Genomic DNA, 19,562 nt, shown 5'->3' with positions numbered 1-19,562 from the left:
AGCGATCCGCCTGCAGGATATAGGAGCAGATAGCCGCGTCGCGCATTGTCATGGAAACCGTTCCGATGAGGGATGAAGCATGGCGACGCAGACGGGGTCCAGGAAAGTCATCTACGCGGCGTTGGCAGGCAACCTGCTGATCGCCGCGACCAAGTTCGTCGCGGCGCTCTTCACGGGCAGCTCGGCCATGCTGTCGGAAGGCGTGCATTCGCTGGTCGATACCGGCAATGGCGGGCTTCTGCTGTATGGCCTGCACCGCGCCGAGCGGCCAGCGGACGTTACCCATCCATTCGGTCATGGCCGGGAGCTCTATTTCTGGAGCTTCGTCGTCGCGCTCCTGGTCTTCGCGCTGGGCGCCGGCATTTCCTTCTATGAGGGGATTGTCCACATCCAGAATCCCGAGCCGGTGCGGAACGTCGTCGTCAACTATGTCGTGCTCGGCCTGTCGATCATCTTCGAGGGCGGTTCGTGGCTGGTGGCGCTGCGGGAGTTCCGCCGCTCCAAAGGGCGCGCGGGCTACTATCAGGCGGTTCGGCAAAGCAAGGATCCGAGTGTCTTCACGGTCCTTTTCGAGGATACGGCCGCGCTGCTCGGGCTCCTGATCGCGCTGGGGGCGATATCCGCCGCGGAATTCTTCGAAATGCCGGAGCTCGATGGTGTCGGCTCGATCGGAATTGCGATGGTCCTGGCCACCACCGCCGCCCTTCTGGCACGCGAATGCAAGGGCCTGCTGATGGGCGAGACTGCGTCACTAGAGGTCCAGGCGGCGATCCTGGAGGTCGCTCAGGCAGATCGCGCGGTTCGCAAGGCCAACGGCGTGCTGACGGTGCACCTCGGGCCGCAACAGATCGTCGCCAGTCTGAGCATCGAATTCGAGGACGATCTTCGCGTGCCCGAACTCGAGGCATGCGTGGAACGTCTCGAGGAAGCGCTGAAGGCCCGGGTGCCGAGCCTTGCGGCAGTCTTCTTCAAGCCGCAAACAACCCGGCGCTGGCGGCAAAAACGCGCCGCAATCGAGGGCACTTAGCGACGCGGCAGTCGTGGCGCGAGCCCTAGTTCAGCGGGATGTCGTTAGCGTCCTTGCCCGTCTGGTAGGCGTCAGAGAGGCGATCGTACAGCGCGGCGATGGCGGTTCTGCGCTGTTCCAGCTCACCGCGCTCGACCGGCGGAAGCGAGGCGATGAGCCGCCGGATCGAATAGCTCTTCCAGTACGCGTTTTCCGCGTTGTAGCCGCCCGGATCGAGCGTGAAGACCTCCTTGAGTATCTTCAGATCGTGCGGGATGGCAAAACTGTCCCGCGAATCCTCGTGGCTGAACAGATAGTAGAAATTGTCGAAACCGGTCCAGGTGATCGCCGACAGGCAGAGCGAGCAGGGCTCATGGGTGGCGATGAAGATGCAGTCCTTGGTGTCGGGCCTGTCCGCCTTCGGCATCTCGTAGAATCGTTTTAGGCAATGCACCTCGCCGTGCCACAGCGGGTTTTCCATCTCGTTGTTGGTTTCGGCGAGCACCAGCGACAGGTCGCTTTTCTTGAGGATGGCTGCGCCGAAGAGCTTGTTGCCCTCGCCGACTCCCTTTGCGGTCAAGGGCAATACATCCTGTTCAATGACGTCGAAGAGGCGGTTGATGAAGGCGCTGTCGGTCATGCCTGGAAACCCTTTGGAAGATGGATCTCGTAGGGATGCGAGAAATGGAACTCTTCGAGGTTCGAGCCGTCGCCGCCGCGATCGACGACCACGAAGTCCTGGTTCTGGCCGATGGGCGTGAGCACGCCATGCCATAGATTTCGCGGGTAGTTCACGCCCTGTCCCGGGGCGGTGACGAAGGCGTGCGGTTCGCCCGGGCCGTCGTCACCGTCAGGACAAACGACGACGAGGAAAGGACGCGGCGAGAGCGGGACAAACGCCTGGCTGCCGAACGGATGCCGCTCGACCATGGTCAGCTGCAGCGGGAAGTCGTAGGGCGTGCCCTTGAACAGTGAGATCAGCACGCGTGCGTTCGGGCCTGCGGCCTCGACTTTGGCAAGGTCATGGAAGCGCTCGCACTTGCCGTTGTTGATCGGATAGTGGTTGTCGCATTCCGTATCGATGACGTCGCCGAAGGGCGCAAAATTCTCGCGTGTGAGAAGGCGCGCCTCGATGATCCTGCTCATCGGTGCAGCACCCGCGCGCCATGGCCGAAGCCGCGCAAATTGGCGTGGCGATTGACGTCCTTGTAGAGCAGGTAGCGGAACCTGCCGGGGCCGCCAGCGTAGCAGGCCTGCGGGCAGAAGGCGCGCAGCCACATGTAGTCGCCGGCCTCGACCTCGACCCAGTCATTGTTCAGCCGATAGACGGCCTTGCCTTCCAGCACGTAGAGCCCGTGCTCCATGACGTGCGTCTCCGGGAACGGGATGACCCCGCCCGGCTCGAAGGTGACGATGGTCACGTGCATGTCGTGACGCACGTCCGTCGGATCGACGAAGCGTGTGGTCGCCCAGCGCCCGCCCGTATCGGGCATGGGGACCGGATCGAGTTGCTGCTCATTGGCGAAGATGGCCTCCGGTACGCCGACGCCGTCGACGAATTCGTAGGCCTTGCGGATCCAGTGGAAACGCGCGACTTCGTTCCCGGCGTTGCGCAAGGTCCACTTGGCGGCCGGCGGGAGGAAGGCGTAGCCGCCGGGCGTCAGCACATGGGCTGCCCCGTCGAGCGTCACGGTGATCTCGCCCTCGACGACGAACAGCACGCCCTCCGCGCCCTGGTCCGGCTCGGGACGATCGCTGCCGCCGCCGGGCTGCACTTCCATGATGTATTGCGAGAAGGTCTCGGCAAAGCCGGAGAGCGGCCGCGCGATCACCCACAACCGCGTCTTGTCCCAATGCGGGAGATAGCTCGCCACGATGTCGGAGAACTCGCGGCGTGGAATGACGGCGTAGGCCTCGGTGAAGACCGCGCGGTCGGTGATCAGGTCGGTCTGCGGCGGCAGGCCGCCATGCGGTGCGTAATAGGTGCGGGCTGTCATGGTGTCCTCAGGCAGGCAGCATGTCTCTCAGTCGATGCCAGGCGATGCGCTCCACCTGCTTGCAGGCGGTGGCGAATTCGGTTGCGCGGTCGTTGGCGATGCGTGTCTCGAAGGCGCTCAGGATGGACGCTTTCGTGTTGTCGCGCACGGCGATGATGAAGGGGAACCCGAACTTCTCGACATAGGTCGTATTGAGGCGCGTGAACGTCTCGCGCTCGGCGTCGGTCAGTGCGTCGAGCCCGGCGCTCGCCTGTTCCGCCGTCGATTCCGCCGTCAGCCGCCTCGCCTGAGCCAGCTTGCCGGCAAGATCCGGGTGCGCCGTCAGCACGCCGAAGCGCTCGGACTCGCTGGCGGACCGGTAGATCCTGCAGAGCGCATTGTGCAGGCCGCCGGCGCTGTCATGCGCCGGCCCAAGCTCGAGCGCGTACGCGCGTTCTGCGATCCAGGGCGAGTGCTCGAAGATGCCGCCGAATTTTGCAACGAAGTCTTCCTTCGACATCCGCGAGGGACGCAGGGCGGGGGCTTTGTAGGGATGCGTTTCCCGCCAATGCGTGGCGATGTCGATGCGGCGCGCGAGCCAGACCTTTTCGTGGCTTTTCACGTAGTCGATGAAGCGCTGCAGCGAGGCTGCGCGGCCGGGGCGGCCGATCAGTCGGCAGTGGAGCCCGATGCTCATCATGCGCGGCCGGCCGGCTGCGCCCTCGGCGTAGAGCGTGTCGAACGCGTCCTTGAGATAGGCGAAGAACTGGTCGCCGGAGCTAAAGCCCTGCGGCGTGGCGAAGCGCATGTCGTTCGCGTCCAGCGTGTAGGGGATGATGAGCTGCGCGTCGATCGGATTTCCGTGGCCGTCATGGTCGAGCCAGTAGGGCAGGTCGTCGTCATAGGTGTCGGAGCAATAGGCGAAGCCGCCTTCCTCCGCGACGAGGCGCACGGTGTTGGCGGAGGTGCGGCCGGTGTACCATCCGGTCGGGCGCTCGCCGGTGACCTCCGTGTGCAGGCGAATGGCCTCGGCGAGGTCGCGGCGCTCGTCTTCGATCTTGTAGTCGCGGTAGTCGATCCATTTCAGGCCGTGCGAGGCGATCTCCCAGTCTGCCGCCTGCATGGCCGCAACCTGGTCGGGCGAGCGGGCCAACGCCGTCGCAACGCCGTAGACGGTGACTGGCACCTCCGCCTCGGTGAACAGGCGATGGAGACGCCAGAAGCCGGCGCGCGCGCCGTATTCGTAGATGGATTCCATGTTCCAGTGGCGCATGCCGGACCACGGGGCGGCGCCCACGATCTCGGACAGGAACGCCTCGGAGGCCGCGTCGCCGTGGAGGACGCAGTTTTCGCCGCCTTCCTCGTAGTTGAGGACGAACTGCACGCAGACCTTTGCGTCGCCTGGCCATTTCGGATCCGGCGGGTTCGCGCCGTAGCCCCGCATGTCCCTGACGTAACGCATATGCTCCCTCGCAGCTGATATTGTTGAGGATAGACCAAGGGCGGAACGCTCATTCCACCAAAAAACTTGAAAGTGCTTTATCGCAGCCTCGGCTTCACCCTATCTAGGAATTTGCCTTAGTTTTCCGCAACGTCGCATAAACCGAGCGCATCGCCAGGGGGAGAGAGATGTCGAACAACGGTTCCGGTCGCCTGACGACCCACGTCCTCGACACTGCGTCCGGCAAGCCGGCCGCCGGCCTCAGCATCGATCTCTATCGCGTCGAAGGCGAAGTGCGCTCGCACCTCAAGAGCGTCAAGACCAACAGCGACGGCCGCTGCGACGCCCCGCTGCTGCAGGGCGACGAATTCAGGACCGGCGAGTACGAACTTGTGTTTCGCGCAGGCGACTACCTCGCGCGATCCGGCCACATCCTGCCGAAGCCTGCCTTCCTCGACGTTGTCCCCATCCGCTTTGGCATGGCGGAGCATTCGCACTATCATGTCCCCTTGTTGATATCGCCCTACGGCTATTCGACCTACCGGGGCAGCTGAAGATGGAAATCGTCAAGCCACGCGATCACATCCGCTTCCTCCTCAACGGCGAGGAGGTGCGCCTCGCCGACGTCGCGCCGGACGAGACGCTTCTCGATTATCTGCGGCTGCGCCGTTCGCTCCGCGGCACCAAGGAGGGCTGCGCGGAGGGTGACTGCGGCGCCTGCACCGTGCTGGTCGGCCGCCTGTCGGCGGGCAAGCTCGTCTATGAAGGCGTGAACGCCTGCATCCGCTTCCTGGGCTCGCTCGACGGTACGCATGTCGTCACCATCGAGCATCTCGCGCCGGTCGAGGGACAGCTGCATCCGGTGCAGCAGGCGATGGTCGATCTCCACGGCTCCCAGTGCGGTTTCTGCACGCCCGGCTTCGTGATGTCGCTCTACGCGCTCTGGATGCGCGAACCGGAGCCTTCGGACGCAGCGATCGAGAAGGCGCTGCAGGGCAACCTCTGCCGCTGCACGGGGTACGAGGCGATCATGCGTGCGGCGCGGGCCATCTCGAGCTACGGGGATGTCGTCAAGGACCCGCTGGCGCAGGAGCGCAATTTGGTCGCAACGCGGCTGGCGGCCATGAAGGACGGCACGAGGGTCGAGATCGGGGAGGGCGGCAAGCGGCTCATCGTTCCGGCAAACGTCGACGATTTCGCAGCCGTGCTCGACGAAGAGCCCAAGGCCACTGTCGTCGCCGGTTCCACCGACGTCGGGCTCTGGGTGACAAAATTCATGCGCGAGATCGCGCCCGCCCTGTTCATCGGCAATCTGGACGGGTTGTGCGCGATGTCCGAAGAGGACGGCGTCATCACTATTGGGGCAGGGGTGACTTACACGGAGGCCTTCGCCCTGCTGGCTGAGCGCATTCCGGCGCTCGGCCCGCTGATCGATCGCATCGGCGGCGAGCAGGTGCGCAACATGGGGACGATAGGCGGCAACATTGCCAACGGTTCTCCCATCGGCGACACGCCTCCGCCGCTGATCGCGCTCGGTGCGACGGTGGTCCTGCGCAAGGGCTCGGAGCGCCGAAGCCTGCCGCTCGAAGACTTCTTCATCGCCTACGGCAAGCAGGACCGCAATCCGGGCGAATTCGTGGAGAGCGTTGAGGTGACGGTCCCGGCCGATGATGTGCATTTCGCCGTCTACAAGATCTCTAAGCGCCGCGACGAGGACATCACCTCGACGCTGGGCGCGTTCCATCTGACCCTTTCCGGGGCCGGTATGGTCGAAGACATCCGGATCGCCTATGGCGGCATGGCGGCGACGCCAAGGCGGGCCAAGGCGGTCGAAGCGGCCTTGCTCGGAAAGCCGTGGAGCGAGGAGACGGTGGAGGCGGCGCTCGACGCCTATGAGCAGGACTTCACGCCGCTGACCGACATGCGCGCCAGCGCGCAGTACCGGGCACTCGCCGCGCGCAACCTCCTGACGCGCTTCTATCTCGAGACGACCGGCACGAAGGCGCCGATCCAGGTCGGTCGGCACGAGGTGGCGGCATGACAACGCACAACCCCAACCTCAGGGCGGACAGGATCATCGGCGGCGTCGCCACCGACCAGCGTCACGATTCCGCGCACAAGCACGTCGCCGGCACGGCAATCTACATAGACGACATGCCAGAGCCCGCCGGTACGCTGCATGGCTGCCTGGGGCTGTCGACGACGCCGCACGCGAGGATCAAGGGCATGGACCTATCCGTCGTGCGGAGCGCTCCGGGTGTGGTCGACGTGCTGACCGCTGGCGACATCCCAGGGGAGAACGACATCTCGCCGACCGGTCGCCACGACGAGCCGGTGCTTGCAGGCGACACCGTTCAGTTCTTCGGCCAGCCGATCTTCTGCGTGATCGCCGAAACTCGCGAAGAAGCGCGTCGCGCTACGCGTCTGGCCAGGATCGAGTACGAGGAATTGCCATTCGTCATCGACGTCGGCGAACTCGATCCCAAGAAGGACAAGCTCGTCACACCGCCGCTCACCTTGAAGAGGGGCGACGCGGCAAAGGCGATTGCCGATGCGCCGCGCCGGCTGAAGGGCAAGATGCGCGTCGGCGGCCAGGAGCATTTTTATCTCGAAGGCCACATCGCGATGGCCATTCCCGGCGAGGACCAGGACGTCACGGTCTACTGCTCGACGCAGCACCCGAGCGAGGTGCAGCACATGGTCGGTCATGCGCTGGGCGTGCCTAGCCATGCGGTGACGGTCGAGATCCGCCGCATGGGCGGCGGCTTCGGCGGAAAGGAAACGCAGGGCAACCAGTTTGCCGCTCTTGCCGCGATCGCCGCGAAGAAGCTGAAGCGCGCGGTAAAAATCCGGCCGGACCGCGACGACGACATGACTGCCACCGGCAAGCGCCACGATTTCGTCATCGACTACGAGGTCGGCTTCGACGACGACGGCAACATTCTGGGCGTCGACTATGTCTATGCCGCGCGCTGCGGCTTTTCCTCGGACCTGTCAGGCCCGGTGACCGATCGCGCGCTCTTTCACTGCGACAACACCTATTACTATCCGGCGGTGCATGCGCAGTCGGCGCCGTTCTACACCAACACCGTCTCCAACACCGCCTTCCGTGGTTTTGGCGGGCCGCAGGGCATGGTGGGCGCCGAGCGCGTCATCGACGAGGTTGCCTTTGCCGTCGGCAAGGACGCGCTGGAGATCCGCAAGCGGAATTTCTACGCGCCGGCGGATAGGGATGGTGGCCGCAATGTCACGCCCTACCACCAGAGGGTCGAGGACAATGTCATCGACCGCATCGTCGCGGAACTCGAGGAAAGCTCGGACTATGCGCGCCGCCGACGCGAGATCGCTGCCTTCAACGCCAACAGCCGCATCGTCAAGCGCGGCATGGCGCTGACGCCCGTTAAATTCGGCATCTCCTTCACGGCGACCCACTACAATCAGGCCGGTGCGCTGGTGCATGTCTATACCGACGGCTCGGTGCACCTGAACCATGGCGGCACGGAGATGGGGCAGGGCCTCAACACCAAGGTTGCGCAGGTGGTCGCGGAAGAGTTCCAGATCGATCTCGACCGCGTGAAGATCACGGCCACCACGACGGGCAAGGTCCCCAACACGTCGGCCACTGCTGCTTCGTCGGGCTCCGATCTCAATGGCATGGCAGCGCAGAACGGAGCACACCAGATCAAGCAGCGGCTGATCGATTTTGCAGCCGACAAGTACAGCGTGCCGCACGACCAGGTCGTGTTCCTGCCGAACCGCGTGCGGATCGGGAACCAGGAGATCGCCTTCGCGGACCTCATCAAGCAGGCCTATTTCGCGCGCGTGCAGCTGTCGGCGGCGGGGTTCTACAAGACCCCTAAAATCCACTGGAACCGTGACAAGGGCGAGGGGCACCCGTTCTATTATTTCGCCTATGGCGCAGCCTGCGCGGAAGTGTCGATCGACACGCTGACCGGCGAGTACATGATCGAGCGCGCCGACATCCTGCACGAGACCGGGCGCTCGCTGAATCCGGCCATCGATCTGGGGCAGGTTGAAGGCGCCTTCGTCCAGGGCGCGGGATGGCTGACCACGGAAGAGTTGTGGTGGGACGACAAGGGCCGGCTGCGCACCCATGCGCCATCCACCTACAAGATCCCGCTGGCGTCCGACCGGCCGAAAATCTTCAATGTGCGCCTCGCCGACTGGTCGGTGAACCGGGAGGCGAGCGTGCACCGCTCCAAGGCGGTCGGCGAACCGCCCTTCATGCTCGGCATGTCGGTGCTGCACGCGCTTTCGGACGCGGTGGCGAGCGTCGCCGACCATCGCATCTGCCCGCGCCTCGATGCCCCGGCGACGCCCGAACGCGTGCTGATGGCGGTCGAGCGGCTCAAGCGGGAGGCGAAGGCGCTGCCGTGAGTGAGACCGCGCCCGGCCTTCGCGCCTTCCTCGACGCTTCGCCGTCGGCAGCGCTGGTCGAGGTCGCGGCGGCAAAGGGCTCGACCCCGCGCGAAAAGGGCGCCTGGATGCTGGTGTCCCAAGACGCGATCTTCGGCACGATCGGCGGCGGCCAGCTCGAGTTCATGGCGATCGACACGGCGCGGCAGATGCTTGCCGGGGTTCTCTCCCCCCTTGAGGGGGAGATGCCCGTGAAGCGGGCAGAGGGGGTAGCCTCAGAAGACGCCGCGGATCGGACGCCGAGCGCTGCCGCAAGCACCCCACCCGGCGGCTTGACCGCCACCCTCCCCTCAAGGGGGAGGGGGACGCTGGCGCTCTCCATCCCCCTCGGTCCCGAGATCGGGCAATGCTGCGGCGGCCGTGTCGAACTGTCCATCCTGCCGGTCGACAGCGCGACTCGCGCCGAACTCATCGCCACCGCCGAAACCACGGACAGCGCCCGCCCGCACGTGTACGTCTTCGGCGGCGGGCATGTCGGCCATGCGCTGGCCTCGGCGCTTTCCCTGCTTCCGGTGCGTGCAGTCATCGTCGAGACGCGCGCGGATGCGCTGGACGGGATGCCGGCGGATGTCGCGACGCGTCTGCTTCCGATGCCCGAAGAGGCCGTTCGCGAAGCGCCTCCCGGCTCCGCCTTCATCGTGCTCACCCACGACCATGCCCTGGACTTCCTGATCGTCGCGGAAGCCCTGAAGCGAACCGATGTCGCCTACGTCGGCATGATCGGCTCGAAGACCAAGAAGGCCACCTTCAGGAGCTGGTATTTTAAGACCGCAGGCGGCGCGGAGGCGGCCTTTGCCCGGCTGGTCTCCCCGATCGGTGGCGACGCCGTAAACGACAAGCGCCCGGCCGTCATCGCGGCGCTGGCGGCGGCGGAAGTCGTGACGGCGCTGGCTCGGTCGGCCGCACAGTCGACTTGAACAGCCGCGTCGTCAGCTCCGTCACCGAATCGCCCCATAGAGCTCCTCAGGATCCTAAGGATCGCGACGACGCTGGATGCCCTAGCGCGCACGTCTAAGTTGCAATGCGTGAGATTGCAACCATAAGGGTAGTGTGCGATCATGTGCACCCATTGAGCGCATCAGTCGTCGTGTTTGGGGGCGTTCATGTTCTGCCGCAGTCTGTTTCTTGCTGCGCTTCTACTGGCGTCGGGCTGCGTGAGCTTCGTGGCTCCCTACGACCCGACCTTCGATCAGTCCCTGAACAAGCTCTCCGAGGACACGGCGACGTTCCTCGCGGCAGCAAGCGCCGGGGGACCGGAGAGGCGGTACGGGTCGCAAGAGACGGTGGCCTACTATGCGGCCACCTACAACGTACTGGATCGTTTGATCCTGCGAGCGAAGCCGCTGAGAGGCAGCAAACCATGCGCGTCAAGCGCAGGTCTCAAGACCTTCACCGAGTTGCCCTACATTACGACGGTATTGCCCGAAGACTACGAACGTCTCGACTGCCGGGAATCGCAACTTTACTCGACGCGCTTCTATGTCGATGCCCTCAACTACGCGCAGAAGAATGACGGCGTGTTGAATGGCTCCGAGATCAAGTATCGAGGCGGAACGCTGCAAACCGCAATCATGGGAACAATTCAAACGCTCCTAGAAAACAAACCTGAGGCATAAGGAGGCGGGGCAATGAAAATCGACGTGAACGCAATCGCCGCTGCAATCTTGGCCGAAGGGGCCAAGACAGGTGGAACGATCTGGGAGAAGGTGAAAAAGGCCGCGCCGCTATACGTGAACGGCTATGCCTCCGCGCTGGCCGATATCGCCACGGGCGTCCACAAGGGCGAAATCACGAAATCTGACGCGAGGATGTACTTGAAGGACGCACAGCTACTGTTGGCCATGGGCATTGCCCACACCTGCCAGATCACGCTGTTTCAGGCCCAGAGGTTCTTCAACAGCGTGATCGCGATCGTGAAAACCGCCGTCAACACGGCGCTGCCCGTGCCGCTCCTGTGAGAACGATCATCAGCGTGATCTGAGCCAACCGCCGATCAGGATAGAGCAACGGGCGGATGCGGCGACCATTGGATGGGCGGTTCGCGAGGTGAGGCAGGGAACAGAAGCGGTGACCTGCCGCCTCACTCCCTCTCCTGAGTATGCGCCTCCAGGAACCAGAGCGACTTGTCGAGCGCGCGGGAGTAGCCGGTGAGGATGTCTGCGGTGTCGGCGTCGCCGGCCTCGTCCGCCTCGTCGATGGCCGCCCGCGCGGCCTTTGCCGTTTCGGCATAGCGGTCGATGAGAGCCGCGAGGTGGTCCCTGGTGGTGAAGATGTCCGTCGGATAGGCGGGTAGCCTGCTCGTCTCTGCCACCACCTGCGTCGTGCCCAGCGCCGTGCCGCCGAGCTGGACCGCGCGTTCGGCGATGGTGTCGACGTGAATATCGAGTTCCTTGCGGAAGCCGTCCAGCATCTCATGGATGGCGATGAACTGCGGACCCTTGACGTTCCAGTGCGCCTGCTTGGTGATCAGCGCCAGGTCGATCGCCTCGGCGAGCCGGGCGTTGAGGAGTTCGATGGAGGTTTTCCTGGTGTTGGACTGGAGATCGTTGCGCGTAATGTGCGTCTTCATGTTCAGCTCCTGAAATGATCCCTACGCTCCCTCCCGGAGACCACAATGCAGCTTGCCGGCGACCGTTCCAAGGCGGTCATTTTGCCGCGAGAATGTCCTTGATCATCCGCTGGCAGCGGTCGGCCATGAAATCCAGCAGCAGGCGCACCTTGGGGTCCTGCAGCTTCTTGTGCGGGTAAACGGCGGCGAGCTGTACGGGAACGGGCGGCGTTTGCGTCATGATCACCTTCAGACGCCCCTCCCGAATGAAGGGTTCGATCTCGAAGCGGGGCTTGTTGATGATGCCGCGCCCCGACAGCGCCCAGCCCGTGAGCACGTCGCCGTCGTCGGAATCGTAGGGTCCGTGCACCTCGAACTTCTGCGGCCCCTCCGGCGTCTGCAGCACCCAGAAATGCTCGCGCAGGCCGGGATAGCGCAGCATCAGGCAATCGTGCTTGCGATCGACCAGTTGACGCGGATCGGTCGGTTCGCCGCGCTGCTCCAGATATCCGGGCGCGGCCACCAGCACCCTCTCGCAGTCCATGATGCCGCGCATCCTCAGGCTCGAATCCTCGATGACGCCGAGCTTGAAGGCAAGGTCGAGACCTTCCTTGAGGATGTCGATGTTGTGATCCGACAGCCTGAGACGCACCTCGATGTCAGGGTAGGTGTCGTGGAAATCCGGAATGCCCGAGGCGATGAAGCGGCGGCCGAGCCCGAGCGGCGCGGTGACGCGGATGGTGCCGCGCGGGCTGCCTGACAGCGCAATCACGGCCGCCTCGGCCTCGACGATCGCGTCCAGCACTTTCTTCGCGCCTTCGTAAAAGACGCTGCCGTGCTCGGTCGGCATCAACTGGCGGGTCGTCCGGTTGAACAGCCGCACGTTCAGGTGCTTTTCCAGCTCCTTGATCCGGTTGGACGCCACCGCCGGCGAGAGGCGCATGTCGCGCCCCGCGGCAGAGAGATTGCCGAGTTCGACGACGCGCACGAACACTGCGATGTTATCCAGATAGGCCATCTCGACGCTTCATTCCGTGCCCTGAGCGGAGCAGGCTAGTATTTTCCATAATTTTTTGAAAGTGATCGGTCACTACACCCCTTTCGGTTTGCCGCGAGCGCCGTAATGTCGTCCGATCAACGGAGCGGGCGATGAACGATTTTGCGATCATTTGGGAGTGGCTGAGCTTTGCCGCTCGCTGGCTGCACGTCATAACCGGCATCGCCTGGATCGGCTCGTCCTTCTATTTCGTCGCGCTCGACCTCGGCCTGCGGCAGCGGCCCGGACTGCCCGCCGGAGCGCATGGCGAGGAGTGGCAGGTCCACGGCGGCGGCTTCTACCACATCCAGAAGTATCTCGTGGCGCCGGCCGAGATGCCCGAGCACCTGACCTGGTTCAAATGGGAGAGCTACGCCACCTGGATGTCGGGCTTCGCTATGCTCGCCATCGTCTATTACGCCGGCGCCGACCTTTTCCTGATCGACCGCAACGTCCTCGATATCTCGCCGATGGCGGCGATCGGCCTCTCCATCGCTTCGCTGGTGCTCGGCTGGCTCCTCTACGACGCTCTCTGCAAGTCGCCGCTCGGCAAGAGCGACACGCTGCTCATGCTGGTGCTCTACGCGATCCTGGTATTTCTCGCCTGGGGCTTTACCCAGATCTTCAGCGGTCGCGCGGCCTTCCTGCATCTTGGCGCGGTCACCGCGACCATCATGTCGGCCAATGTCTTCCTGGTCATCATCCCCAATCAGAAGATCGTCGTCGCCGACCTCATCGCCGGCTGCAAGCCCGACCCGAAATACGGCAAGATCGCCAAGACGCGCTCGACGCACAACAACTACCTGACGCTGCCAGTGCTGTTCCTGATGCTGTCGAACCACTATCCGCTGGCCTTCGGCACCGAGTTCAACTGGGTCATCGCCGCGCTGGTGTTCCTGATCGGCGTGCTGATCCGCCACTATTTCAACACCAACCACGCACGGAAGGGGAATCCGACCTGGACCTGGCTGGTCGCGGCGATCCTGTTCGTCATCATCATGTGGCTGTCGACGGTGCCGAAGGTGCTGACCGGCGAGCCGCAGGCAGCGGCTTCCTCGCAGGCGCAGAAGTTCGCCGCGTCGGAGCACTTTCCCGCCGTGCGGGACACCGTGCTCGGCCGCTGCGCCATGTGCCATGCAGCGGAGCCGGCCTATGAGGGAATCCACATTGCGCCGAAAGGCGTGGTGCTGGAGAGCGACGCCCAAATCGGCGAGCATGCGCGCGAGATCTACCTGCAGGCCGGCCGGAGCCACGCCATGCCGCCCGGCAACGTGACGCAGATCACGCCGGAGGAGCGCAAGCTGCTGGTCGCCTGGTTCGAGGGCGCGCGGTGATGGCGGAGCGCGTTGTGGCCACGATGGCGAGGCTGAACACATGACCACCCTTCTCCTACGCGGGCGCACGCTCTCCTTCCGGCGCTGGCCGGAAACGATCGACGACGCCTCCGCCTATGCCTACGAGGAGGACGGCGGCGTCTTGATCCGCGATGGCGCCATCGTCGCCTGCGGCAGTTTTGCGGATGTCAGGGCAATGACCGGGGATGGAGCACGAGTGGTCGACCACCGGCCAAACCTCATCGTGCCGGGATTCGTCGACTGCCATGCGCACTACCCGCAGATGCAGGTGATCGCCTCGTACGGCGCGGAACTGCTCGAATGGCTGAACAGGTACACCTTCCCGGCGGAATCAAAATTCGTCGATGCGCAGCACGCGCGCCGCATCGCGCGTCTCTTCCTGGATGAACTCGTGCGTCATGGCACGACGTCGGTCGCTGCCTATTGCTCGGTCCATCGGCAATCCGCGGAGGCGTTTTTTGCCGAGGCGCACGACCGCAACATGCTGACCGTCGCCGGCAAGGTGATGATGGACCGCAACGCGCCGGAGGGCGTGCTCGATACCCCGCAGTCGTCCTATGACGACACCAAGGCCTTGATCGCCGAATGGCACGGCAAGGGCCGGCAGCACTATGCCATCACGCCGCGCTTCGCGATCACCTCGACGCCCGAGCAGATGGAGATGGCGGGGGCGCTCTGCCGCGAGCACCCCGATCTTCACATGCAGACGCACCTGTCGGAGAACGACGCCGAGATCGCGTTCACGCAGGAGCTCTATCCTTGGTCGAAGGACTACACCGACGTCTACGAACGTTACGGCCTGGTCGGGCCGCGGGCGCTGTTCGGACACTGCATCCACCTGTCGGAGCGTGAGGCGGACTCACTGTCGCAGTCGGGGTCGGTGGCGGTGTTCTGCCCGACCTCCAACCTGTTCCTGGGCTCTGGCCTGTTCGACTACCAGCGCTACCGTGGCCGCGAAAACCCGGTGCGTATTGCCTCCGCGACGGATGTTGGCGGGGGGACCAACTATTCGATGCTGCGCACGATGGACGAGGGCTACAAGGTCATCGCGCTCAACGGCGAGAAGCTGAACCCCTTCCAATCGTTCTGGCAGATCACCCGCGGCAACGCGGAGGCGCTGTCGCTCGCTGACCACATCGGCACGCTTGAGATCGGCACCGACGCCGACATCACCGTGCTCGATGCGCGCGCCACCCCGGTTATGCGGCTGCGCATGGAGACGGTGGAAACGCTGGCGGAAGAACTGTTCCTGCTGCAGACGCTGGGCGACGACCGCGCCGTGGCGGAGGTCTACGTCGCTGGCCGGCCGGCAAAGAGCGATCTCTCCTTGTGAGTCTTTTTCTTCTCCGCTCGCGTTCTTCGGCGGAATCGGTAGTTTGCCGCGCATCGCTTGATTGGGAGGCTGCATGAGCGCGCCAGAAGACATCGCCAGGATCATTGCCCAGGAGAAGGCGCTGGTCTTTCCGGCATTCGATGAGGCAACCGGCTTCGCCATCGGCAGTGCGATTCGCGAGCGGGCACTGGCCGACGGGCTTCCGATCGTCATCGACATCCAGTTTTGGGATCGGCCGCTTTTCTATGCCGCCTTGCCCGGTTCGACCTCCACCAACGCCAACTGGACGCGCCGCAAGCGCAACGTCGTGAGGCTTCTCGGCAAGAGCAGCTACCGGGTCGCGCTTGAGAAGGCTCGTCCTGATCGCACTTTCCCGCCGAGCGAGGGGCTCGATTCGGCCGACTATGTGCTGGCCGGCGGAGGCTTTCCGATCACCGTGACGGGGGTTGGCGTGATCGGCGTCATCGCGGTCTCCGGACTGCCGGAGCGGCAGGACCATGAAGTCGTCGTCGCGGCGCTCTGCGACCATCTGGGTCTGGACCCATCACAATATGCTTTGCCGCAGGCGAGCGACTGAGGCGGACATGGCTGATCTCGATCCAAGAACGTTCCTGACGTCGATCTTCGACGCCGCCGTCGCGGCTGCCGATCCGGAAAAGGTTGTCCGCAATTTCCTCCCCGAGAAGCCGAAGGGGCGCACGGTGGTCGTCGGCGCCGGCAAGGGCGCGGCGCAGCTGGCGAGGGCTTTCGAACGCGCGTGGGACGGTCCGATCGAAGGTGTCGTCGTCACCCGCTACGGCTACGCCGTTCCTTGCGAGCGCATCCGCGTCCTCGAGGCCGCGCATCCCGTGCCGGACGAAGCGGGGCTCGCTGCCGCGCGTGCGCTGCTGGACCAGGTGAGTGGACTGACCAAGGACGACCTCGTCGTGGCGCTTGTCTGCGGGGGAGGTTCGGCGCTGCTGCCGTCGCCGCCCGAGGGATTGACGCTTGCCGACGAGATTGCGGTGAACGAGGCGCTGCTTGCGTCGGGAGCTCCGATTTCCGCCATGAACGCCGTGCGCAAGCATGTTTCCACCATCAAGGGCGGGAGGCTGGCGGCGGCTGCTGCGCCGGCCCGCGTGGTGTCGCTGGTCGTCTCCGACATCCCGGGAGACAATCCGGCGCTGGTGGCGTCCGGACCGACCGCGCCCGACGGTGCTACGCGTGAGGATGCCAAGAAGATCGTCGCGACCTATGGCATGAAGCTGCCTCCGGCGGTGATGGCGCATCTGGATTCGCCTGCGGCCGACGCGCCATCGCCGGCAGATCCTCGCTTCGCCAGCAACGAAGTGCACATCATCGCATCGGCTGCGGTGTCGCTCGAGGCAGCGGTGGTGGCGGCGCGAAAGATGGACATCGAAGCGGTGATCCTGTCCGACGCGATCGAGGGCGAGGCGCGCGAGGTCGGCTCGGTTCATGCCGCAATCGCGCGGGAAGTGGCGACCCGCAACCGGCCTTTCTCCAAGCCGGTCCTGATCCTTTCCGGAGGCGAAACGACCGTCACGCTGCGCGCGAAAGGGAAGGGCGGGCGCAACAGCGAGTTCCTGCTCTCGTTCGGCATAGGCATCGACGGGATTGCCGGCATCCACGCTCTCGCTGCCGATACGGACGGCATCGACGGCTCCGAGGATAACGCCGGCGCGTTCGCCGATGCCGGCTCGGTTGCCCGCATGCGGGCGGCAGGCGTCGATGCCAAGGCGATGCTCGCCGGCAACGATGCCTGGACCGCCTTCAACGCCGTGGGCGATCTTTTCATCCCCGGACCGACCGGCACCAACGTCAATGACCTGCGCGCGATACTGGTGAGGTAGCGCGCCTTCATCGAGACGCGCATCTCATGGACGGTGCGCCTCGAAGGCGTGAACGCTTACCCCCTCAGTTCCCGGCGCAGGATCTTGCCGACATTGGTCTTCGGCAGTTCGGTCCTGAACTCGATACGGCGCGGGCGCTTGTATCCCGTCAGGTTCTCCCGGCAGAAGGCTATGATCTGCTCTTCGGTCAGCGACGGATCCTTCTTCACGATGAAGAGCTTCGGCACTTCCCCGGAATGCTCGTCCGGGACCCCGATGGCGGCGACCTCGAGCACGCCGGGATGGCGGGCCACCACCTCCTCCAGCTCATTCGGATAGACGTTGAACCCGGAAACGAGGATCATGTCCTTCTTTCGGTCGACGATCTTGGTGTAGCCGCGCTCGTCCATGAAACCCATGTCGCCCGACTTGAAGAAGCCGTCGCGGGTCATGACCTTGGCGGTCTCGTCGGGCCGGTTCCAGTAGCCGGCCATCACCTGCGGTCCCTTGATGCAGATCTCGCCGATCTCGCCTAGCGGCAGGTCGCGCCCGTCGTCGTCGCGGATCGCGATCTCGGTGGACGGCAGCGGCAGTCCGATGGTGCCGGTGAACTCGGTTGAACTGACCTTGTTGGCGGTCGCCACGGGCGAGGTTTCCGAGAGCCCGTAGCCCTCGCTGACCACGCAGCCGGTGGTCGCCTGCCACCGCTCGGCAACGCCTTTCTGCACGGCCATGCCGCCGCCCAGCGTCAGCACGAGCGACTTGAAATCGAGCTTGCGGAACTCCTCGTTGTTGAGCAGCGCGTTGAACAGGGTGTTGAGGCCGGGGAAGATGTGGAAGGGCTGCTTTCCGAGTTCCTTGACGAAGCCCGGAATGTCGCGCGGGTTGGGAATGAGCAGGTTCCGCGCCCCCTGCTGCATGCCCATCATCGCGTTCACCGTCAGCGCAAAGATATGGTAGAGCGGCAGCGCGCAGACATAGACGAGATTGTCGGGCCGCTGCTTCACCGTATAGGCGTCCTCGACCCAAAGGGCGAGCTGCGCCACGTTGGCGACCACATTGGCGTGGGTCAGCGTTGCGCCCTTCGAGACGCCCGTGGTGCCACCGGTGTACTGCAGGAACGCGACATCCTCGGGCGCGACATCAGCAGCCTTGAAGCTGCGCCCCGCGCCGTCTTTCAGCGCCGCCGGGAACCGCGTGTGCCCGGGCAGCGACCAGGCCGGGACCATCTTCTTCACGCGGCGCACGACCAGGTTGACGACTGCGCCCTTCAGCGTGCCCAGCATGTCGCCCATGGTGGCGACAATGACGTGCTTGACCGGTGTCCTGGCGATGACCGCCTGCAGCGTCGCCGCGAAGTTCTCCAGTATGACGATCGCTTCGGCGCCGGAATCCTTGAGCTGGTGTTCGAGCTCGCGTGGCGTGTAGAGCGGGTTCACGTTCACCACGATGAAGCCGGCGCGCAGGATGCCCATCATCGCCACCGGATACTGCAGCACGTTCGGCATCATGACGGCGACGCGGGCGCCCTTCTTCAGTCCCTTCGCCTGAAGGAAGGCGCCGAAGGCCGCCGATCCTTGCTCCAGCTCGGCGAAGCTGATCGATTTGTCCATGGAGGTGAAGGCCGGCCGGCCCGCATAACGGCGGCAGCATCTGACCAGGAAATCGCCGAGCGACGCGTCGCCGCTCGGCGGGATCTCGGCGGGCACGCCCTTCGGATAGGTGTTCAGCCACGGCTTGTCGCTGGCGCGTGGCCTGACGAACCCTTCGGGCGTCGACGCCTTCGGCATCGCAGCCGCCGCCGCGGGCTTAGCCAGTGCGGGCGCGCGATTGACAGAAGCCTTCGGACTGGCGGACTTCGTCTTCTGCTTGCCGGAGGTCGCGCCGCTTTTCCCGGCTGATGCGGGCCTCGCTGACTTGGCAGTCTTTTTCGTGGCGGGCGTCGCCTCGACAGGCTTCCCCGCGGCAGGCGTCGCCTTTGATTTGCTCTTGGCAGGAGCCGTCGTCTTCTCCGCCTTCGAAAGCGGCTGGCTGACCGCCTTCGCCTTAACCGTCTTGGCTGGCGGCTTCGCGGTCGCCGCCTTCGCCTTGGCCGGCGATCTGGCGGGGGTTGCGGAACCGGACCTGGCGACAGTCTTTACCGACGTCGCAGGGCGAGCGGCAGCGACAGGTTTCGCGGACGAGGCCTTCTCAGCCGGTTTCGTCGTCGCAACCTTCCTGGCCGGAGTGCTTGCCGTCGGCGTTGCTTTGCCCGACTTCGACGGCACTGCCGCCTTGGCTCTCGCGACCGCCTTTTCCTTGGCTGCGGTCTTGCCGTCCGTCGCCTTCGCGGCGACCTGTTGCGGCTTGCTCCGCGCCGCCTTGTCGGTTGATTTCGCCATGACTTGCCTCCCTGGCCCCCGTCGGCTTCGGCAACGTCGCGTGCCGCGCCCTCTTGTCGGCTTTGAACCCCTATCTATGGTGTGAACATGTATGACGCGCAAGCCATGCCGCCGCGTTTAGCAAAGCGATGCGGTCTGCGCTGCAATCCCCGGACCGCTACGGGATCCGCCGAAGACTGCGGAGAGTGCTCCCCCGGATCTGTTCAAAGCCAGTGTCGGT

At 64.7% G+C, this 19,562-nt stretch carries 18 protein-coding genes; 11 read left to right on the top strand and 7 right to left on the bottom strand.

Going from position 1 to position 19,562, the window contains the following annotated elements; all coding sequences use genetic code 11:
* Positions 1-79: 79 nt before the first annotated feature.
* Positions 80-1,027, top strand: a complete 948-nt coding sequence (locus tag PD284_RS21685) for a cation diffusion facilitator family transporter (protein WP_274630196.1) — start codon at positions 80-82, stop codon at positions 1,025-1,027.
* A gap of 25 nt (positions 1,028-1,052) precedes the next feature.
* Here PD284_RS21685 and PD284_RS21680 read toward each other — a convergent pair whose 3' ends face one another.
* The 4 genes from PD284_RS21680 to puuE are packed head-to-tail and all read right to left on the bottom strand — an operon-like array spanning position 1,053 to position 4,444.
* Complete coding sequence (locus tag PD284_RS21680; RefSeq protein WP_274630195.1) at positions 1,053-1,646, bottom strand: nucleoside deaminase; 594 nt, start codon at positions 1,644-1,646, stop codon at positions 1,053-1,055.
* Complete coding sequence (locus PD284_RS21675) at positions 1,643-2,152, bottom strand: ureidoglycolate lyase (protein ID WP_274630194.1); 510 nt, start codon at positions 2,150-2,152, stop codon at positions 1,643-1,645. Before PD284_RS21675 ends, PD284_RS21680 begins: the two co-directional genes overlap by 4 nt.
* Positions 2,149-3,003: a bifunctional allantoicase/(S)-ureidoglycine aminohydrolase gene (locus PD284_RS21670; protein ID WP_274630193.1), complete on the bottom strand. Its 855-nt coding sequence runs from the start codon at positions 3,001-3,003 to the stop codon at positions 2,149-2,151. Before PD284_RS21670 ends, PD284_RS21675 begins: the two co-directional genes overlap by 4 nt.
* Before the next feature lie 7 nt (positions 3,004-3,010).
* Complete coding sequence (puuE, locus tag PD284_RS21665; protein ID WP_274630192.1) at positions 3,011-4,444, bottom strand: allantoinase PuuE; 1,434 nt, start codon at positions 4,442-4,444, stop codon at positions 3,011-3,013.
* Positions 4,445-4,611: 167 nt separating this feature from the next.
* Here puuE and uraH point away from each other — a divergent pair, with 167 nt between their 5' ends.
* From uraH to PD284_RS21635, 6 genes are all read left to right on the top strand, one after another.
* Positions 4,612-4,977 (top strand): hydroxyisourate hydrolase, encoded by a 366-nt coding sequence (gene uraH / locus PD284_RS21660; protein WP_274630191.1) that lies wholly within the window; start codon positions 4,612-4,614, stop codon positions 4,975-4,977.
* A gap of 2 nt (positions 4,978-4,979) precedes the next feature.
* Positions 4,980-6,464, top strand: coding sequence for a xanthine dehydrogenase small subunit (xdhA, locus tag PD284_RS21655; RefSeq protein ID WP_274630190.1), 1,485 nt, complete (start codon positions 4,980-4,982; stop codon positions 6,462-6,464).
* Complete coding sequence (gene xdhB / locus PD284_RS21650) at positions 6,461-8,821, top strand: xanthine dehydrogenase molybdopterin binding subunit (protein WP_274630189.1); 2,361 nt, start codon at positions 6,461-6,463, stop codon at positions 8,819-8,821. The genes xdhA and xdhB overlap by 4 nt, the downstream gene beginning before the upstream one ends.
* Positions 8,818-9,777: a xanthine dehydrogenase accessory protein XdhC gene (xdhC, locus tag PD284_RS21645; protein WP_274630188.1), complete on the top strand. Its 960-nt coding sequence runs from the start codon at positions 8,818-8,820 to the stop codon at positions 9,775-9,777. Before xdhB ends, xdhC begins: the two co-directional genes overlap by 4 nt.
* A 186-nt stretch (positions 9,778-9,963) precedes the next feature.
* Complete coding sequence (locus PD284_RS21640) at positions 9,964-10,476, top strand: hypothetical protein (RefSeq protein WP_274630187.1); 513 nt, start codon at positions 9,964-9,966, stop codon at positions 10,474-10,476.
* A 12-nt stretch (positions 10,477-10,488) separates the two neighbouring features.
* A complete protein-coding gene (locus PD284_RS21635) occupies positions 10,489-10,818 on the top strand; it encodes a hypothetical protein (RefSeq protein ID WP_274630186.1) in 330 nt (109 codons plus the stop codon).
* 122 nt (positions 10,819-10,940) lie between these two features.
* On the opposite strand, the gene dps is transcribed toward PD284_RS21635, so the two are convergent.
* Both dps and PD284_RS21625 read right to left on the bottom strand, forming a co-directional pair.
* Positions 10,941-11,429 (bottom strand): DNA starvation/stationary phase protection protein Dps, encoded by a 489-nt coding sequence (dps, locus tag PD284_RS21630; RefSeq protein WP_274630185.1) that lies wholly within the window; start codon positions 11,427-11,429, stop codon positions 10,941-10,943.
* A 76-nt stretch (positions 11,430-11,505) separates the two neighbouring features.
* Positions 11,506-12,426: a LysR family transcriptional regulator gene (locus PD284_RS21625; RefSeq protein WP_274630184.1), complete on the bottom strand. Its 921-nt coding sequence runs from the start codon at positions 12,424-12,426 to the stop codon at positions 11,506-11,508.
* A 131-nt stretch (positions 12,427-12,557) separates the two neighbouring features.
* Here PD284_RS21625 and PD284_RS21620 point away from each other — a divergent pair, with 131 nt between their 5' ends.
* The 4 genes from PD284_RS21620 (at position 12,558) to PD284_RS21605 (ending at position 16,982) form a co-directional block, all read left to right on the top strand.
* A complete protein-coding gene (locus tag PD284_RS21620; protein WP_274630183.1) occupies positions 12,558-13,778 on the top strand; it encodes a urate hydroxylase PuuD in 1,221 nt (406 codons plus the stop codon).
* A 40-nt stretch (positions 13,779-13,818) separates the two neighbouring features.
* Complete coding sequence (guaD, locus tag PD284_RS21615) at positions 13,819-15,132, top strand: guanine deaminase (protein ID WP_274630182.1); 1,314 nt, start codon at positions 13,819-13,821, stop codon at positions 15,130-15,132.
* Positions 15,133-15,205: 73 nt separating this feature from the next.
* Positions 15,206-15,709, top strand: coding sequence for a heme-degrading domain-containing protein (locus PD284_RS21610; RefSeq protein ID WP_274630181.1), 504 nt, complete (start codon positions 15,206-15,208; stop codon positions 15,707-15,709).
* Between the two features lie 7 nt (positions 15,710-15,716).
* Entirely contained in the window at positions 15,717-16,982 is a 1,266-nt protein-coding gene (locus PD284_RS21605) for a glycerate kinase type-2 family protein (RefSeq protein ID WP_274630180.1), read from the top strand.
* Positions 16,983-17,038: 56 nt separating this feature from the next.
* Here the strand turns inward: PD284_RS21605 and PD284_RS21600 are convergent, their stop codons facing one another.
* A complete protein-coding gene (locus PD284_RS21600; protein ID WP_274630179.1) occupies positions 17,039-19,342 on the bottom strand; it encodes a long-chain-fatty-acid--CoA ligase in 2,304 nt (767 codons plus the stop codon).
* Positions 19,343-19,562 lie beyond the last annotated feature (220 nt).

Source organism: Mesorhizobium shangrilense (genome assembly GCF_028826155.1).
GTDB classification, from domain to species: Bacteria; Pseudomonadota; Alphaproteobacteria; order Rhizobiales; family Rhizobiaceae; genus Arvimicrobium; species Arvimicrobium flavum.
This window is presented reverse-complemented; position numbering and strand designations above follow the sequence as displayed.

Bases quoted from the DNA above. Each gene is read 5' to 3' on its own strand.
- PD284_RS21685 (WP_274630196.1), top strand. From the start codon at position 80: ATGGCGACGCAGACGGGGTCCAGGAAAGTCATCTACGCGGCGTTGGCA.
- PD284_RS21680 (WP_274630195.1), bottom strand. From the start codon at position 1,646: ATGACCGACAGCGCCTTCATCAACCGCCTCTTCGACGTCATTGAACAG.
- PD284_RS21675 (WP_274630194.1), bottom strand. From the start codon at position 2,152: ATGAGCAGGATCATCGAGGCGCGCCTTCTCACACGCGAGAATTTTGCG.
- PD284_RS21670 (WP_274630193.1), bottom strand. From the start codon at position 3,003: ATGACAGCCCGCACCTATTACGCACCGCATGGCGGCCTGCCGCCGCAG.
- puuE (WP_274630192.1), bottom strand. From the start codon at position 4,444: ATGCGTTACGTCAGGGACATGCGGGGCTACGGCGCGAACCCGCCGGAT.
- uraH (WP_274630191.1), top strand. From the start codon at position 4,612: ATGTCGAACAACGGTTCCGGTCGCCTGACGACCCACGTCCTCGACACT.
- xdhA (WP_274630190.1), top strand. From the start codon at position 4,980: ATGGAAATCGTCAAGCCACGCGATCACATCCGCTTCCTCCTCAACGGC.
- xdhB (WP_274630189.1), top strand. From the start codon at position 6,461: ATGACAACGCACAACCCCAACCTCAGGGCGGACAGGATCATCGGCGGC.
- PD284_RS21640 (WP_274630187.1), top strand. From the start codon at position 9,964: ATGTTCTGCCGCAGTCTGTTTCTTGCTGCGCTTCTACTGGCGTCGGGC.
- PD284_RS21635 (WP_274630186.1), top strand. From the start codon at position 10,489: ATGAAAATCGACGTGAACGCAATCGCCGCTGCAATCTTGGCCGAAGGG.
- dps (WP_274630185.1), bottom strand. From the start codon at position 11,429: ATGAAGACGCACATTACGCGCAACGATCTCCAGTCCAACACCAGGAAA.
- PD284_RS21625 (WP_274630184.1), bottom strand. From the start codon at position 12,426: ATGGCCTATCTGGATAACATCGCAGTGTTCGTGCGCGTCGTCGAACTC.
- PD284_RS21620 (WP_274630183.1), top strand. From the start codon at position 12,558: ATGAACGATTTTGCGATCATTTGGGAGTGGCTGAGCTTTGCCGCTCGC.
- guaD (WP_274630182.1), top strand. From the start codon at position 13,819: ATGACCACCCTTCTCCTACGCGGGCGCACGCTCTCCTTCCGGCGCTGG.
- PD284_RS21610 (WP_274630181.1), top strand. From the start codon at position 15,206: ATGAGCGCGCCAGAAGACATCGCCAGGATCATTGCCCAGGAGAAGGCG.
- PD284_RS21605 (WP_274630180.1), top strand. From the start codon at position 15,717: ATGGCTGATCTCGATCCAAGAACGTTCCTGACGTCGATCTTCGACGCC.
- PD284_RS21600 (WP_274630179.1), bottom strand. From the start codon at position 19,342: ATGGCGAAATCAACCGACAAGGCGGCGCGGAGCAAGCCGCAACAGGTC.